The following is a 3,315-nucleotide window of genomic DNA, read 5'->3' as shown; positions in this document are numbered from 1 at the left end:
GGCGGCGGGGGGCGGGGGGCGGGGGCGGCTTGCCGTCTTACCCGGTTTGGCTGGAGCAGGTCCATGGCACCGAGGTTCTGACGCTGGACGGCGGACCCTATCCGTCGAAACGCGCGGATGCTTCTTATAGTCGTACGCCAGGGACCGTCTGCGCGGTGATGACCGCTGACTGCCTGCCGGTGCTGTTCTGTAACCGCGACGGCACCGAAGTCGCCGCGGCGCACGCGGGATGGCGCGGCTTATGCGAAGGGGTTCTGGAAGCGACGGTTGCTCGTTTCGCCGATAAAGCCGAAAATATTATGGCGTGGCTGGGGCCCGCCATCGGTCCGCAGGCGTTTGAGGTGGGACCGGAAGTCCGGGATGCCTTTATGGCGAAGGACAAGAATGCGCACCGGGCTTTTCGTCCGGCAGGCGAAAAATATTTTGCTGATATCTACCAACTGGCGCGGCAGCGTCTGGCAAACGTCGGCGTTGAGCTGATTTTCGGCGGCGATCGCTGCACGCTAAGCGAAAAGGATGATTTTTTCTCTTACCGGCGCGACAAGACCACCGGTCGTATGGCAAGTTTCATTTGGCTGATATAACCTAGAGAATCAAGACGATCCAGAAGGCAAACTTATTTTTCACATAGTTCGGGTCTTTAACCTTGAATAATTGAGGGATGACCTCATTTAATCTCCAGTAGCAAATTTGACCTGTTTATGGGAGGAGTTATGCGTCTGGATCGTCTTACCAATAAATTCCAGCTTGCTCTTGCCGATGCCCAGTCGCTCGCACTCGGGCACGACAACCAATTCATCGAACCTCTTCATTTAATGAGCGCCTTGCTGAATCAGGAAGGGGGATCGGTACGTCCTTTATTAACCTCGGCGGGCGTGAATGCCGGGAAACTGCGCACTGACATCGAACAGGCCTTGAGCCGTTTACCGCAGGTGGAAGGCACCGGCGGCGATGTGCAACCTTCTCAGGATTTAGTGCGGATCCTCAACCTTTGCGACAAGCTGGCGCAAAAGAAAAAGGACAACTTTATTTCGTCGGAACTGTTCGTTCTGGCGGCGCTTGAATCACGCGGTACGCTGACCGACCTTTTAAAATCCGCCGGAGCAACAACCGCCAACGTGACTCAGGCGATTGAACAAATGCGCGGAGGGGAAAGCGTGAACGATCAGGGTGCCGAAGACCAACGTCAGGCATTGAAGAAATTTACCGTCGATCTCACCGAGCGTGCCGAGCAGGGCAAGCTGGATCCGGTGATCGGCCGTGATGAAGAGATTCGCCGTACCATTCAGGTACTGCAGCGTCGTACCAAAAACAACCCGGTGCTGATCGGTGAACCCGGGGTGGGTAAAACGGCAATCGTCGAAGGCCTGGCGCAGCGTATCGTCAACGGCGAAGTACCAGAAGGGCTGAAAGGCCGTCGGGTATTGGCGCTGGATATGGGGGCGCTGGTGGCCGGGGCGAAATACCGCGGTGAGTTTGAAGAGCGTCTGAAAGGCGTGCTGACCGACCTGTCAAAACAGGAAGGCAACGTCATTCTGTTTATCGACGAACTGCATACCATGGTGGGCGCTGGTAAAGCCGACGGCGCGATGGATGCGGGTAATATGCTGAAGCCGGCGCTGGCGCGTGGTGAACTGCACTGCGTCGGGGCGACGACGCTTGATGAATACCGTCAGTACATCGAAAAAGACGCCGCGCTGGAACGTCGCTTCCAGAAAGTGTTCGTCGCCGAGCCTTCGGTAGAAGATACCATCGCGATTCTGCGCGGTCTGAAAGAACGTTATGAGCTGCACCACCACGTGCAGATCACTGACCCGGCTATCGTGGCGGCGGCGACCTTATCGCATCGCTATATTGCCGACCGTCAGCTGCCGGATAAAGCCATCGACCTCATCGATGAGGCGGCATCCAGCATCCGTATGCAGATTGACTCCAAACCGGAAGAGCTGGACCGCCTCGATCGGCGTATTATCCAGCTGAAACTGGAACAGCAGGCGCTGAAGAAAGAGTCTGATGAGGCGAGCCTGAAGCGTCTTGATATGCTCAACGAGGAGCTGGCGGATAAAGAACGGCAGTACTCGGTGCTGGAAGAAGAGTGGAAAGCGGAAAAAGCGTCGCTCTCCGGCACCCAGACCATCAAAGCTGAGCTGGAGCAGGCGAAAATCGCCATCGAACAGGCGCGCCGCGTCGGCGATCTGGCGCGGATGTCCGAGCTGCAGTACGGCAAAATTCCGGAACTGGAGAAACAGCTGGCGGCGGCCACTCAGTCCGAAGGGAAAACCATGCGTCTGCTGCGTAATAAAGTGACGGATGCTGAAATCGCCGAAGTGCTGGCTCGCTGGACCGGTATCCCGGTCTCCCGCATGATGGAAAGCGAGCGTGACAAACTGCTGCGTATGGAACAGGAGCTGCATCATCGGGTGATTGGCCAGGATGAGGCGGTTGAAGCGGTATCCAACGCCATTCGCCGCAGCCGCGCCGGGCTGTCCGATCCGAACCGGCCGATTGGTTCGTTCCTGTTCCTCGGTCCAACCGGGGTCGGTAAAACCGAGCTGTGTAAAACGCTGGCTAACTTTATGTTCGATAGCGACGACGCGATGGTGCGTATCGATATGTCCGAGTTTATGGAGAAACATTCCGTCTCGCGTCTGGTCGGTGCGCCTCCGGGATACGTCGGCTATGAAGAGGGCGGTTACCTGACCGAGGCGGTGCGCCGTCGTCCTTATTCCGTCATCCTGCTGGATGAAGTGGAAAAAGCGCACCCGGATGTGTTCAACATTCTGCTGCAGGTACTCGACGACGGGCGTCTCACCGACGGGCAGGGGAGAACGGTCGACTTCCGTAATACGGTAGTCATCATGACCTCGAACCTCGGTTCCGATCTGATTCAGGAACGGTTCGGCGAGCTGGACTACGGACATATGAAGGACCTGGTGCTGGGGGTAGTCAGCCAGAACTTCCGTCCGGAGTTCATCAACCGTATCGACGAAGTGGTGGTCTTCCATCCGCTGGGCGAGAAACATATTGCCTCTATTGCCCAGATCCAGCTGCAGCGTCTGTATAAACGTCTGGAAGAGCGCGGATATGAAGTGCAGATGTCCGATGAGGCGCTGAAGCTGTTGAGCGCCAATGGTTACGATCCGGTATACGGCGCGCGGCCATTGAAACGTGCTATTCAGCAGCAGATTGAGAACCCGTTAGCCCAGCAGATCCTTTCCGGTGAGCTGGTTCCGGGTAAAACCATCGAGCTGGTAGTAAAAGACGACCGCATTGTGGCAGTGCAGTAAATCACAAAACGACAAAAACGAGCCCAGC

The 3,315-nt window shown here is 56.7% G+C and carries 2 protein-coding genes; both read left to right on the top strand.

Annotated elements, in window-relative coordinates:
- On the top strand, nucleotides 1-584 hold a 584-nt coding region (gene pgeF, locus HMPREF9538_RS04090), incomplete at its 5' end, for a peptidoglycan editing factor PgeF (protein WP_009486134.1).
- Nucleotides 585-713: 129 nt separating this feature from the next.
- Nucleotides 714-3,287, top strand: a complete 2,574-nt coding sequence (gene clpB / locus HMPREF9538_RS04095) for an ATP-dependent chaperone ClpB (RefSeq protein WP_004150973.1) — start codon at nucleotides 714-716, stop codon at nucleotides 3,285-3,287.
- Nucleotides 3,288-3,315: the final 28 nt, after the last annotated feature.

Source organism: Klebsiella sp. MS 92-3, assembly GCF_000195655.1.
In the GTDB taxonomy this organism is placed as follows: Bacteria; Pseudomonadota; Gammaproteobacteria; order Enterobacterales; family Enterobacteriaceae; genus Klebsiella; species Klebsiella pneumoniae.
The sequence above is the reverse complement of the archived record's forward strand: the minus strand, read 5'-3'. Positions and strand labels throughout refer to the sequence as shown.

Bases quoted from the DNA above. Each gene is read 5' to 3' on its own strand.
- clpB (WP_004150973.1), top strand. From the start codon at position 714: ATGCGTCTGGATCGTCTTACCAATAAATTCCAGCTTGCTCTTGCCGAT.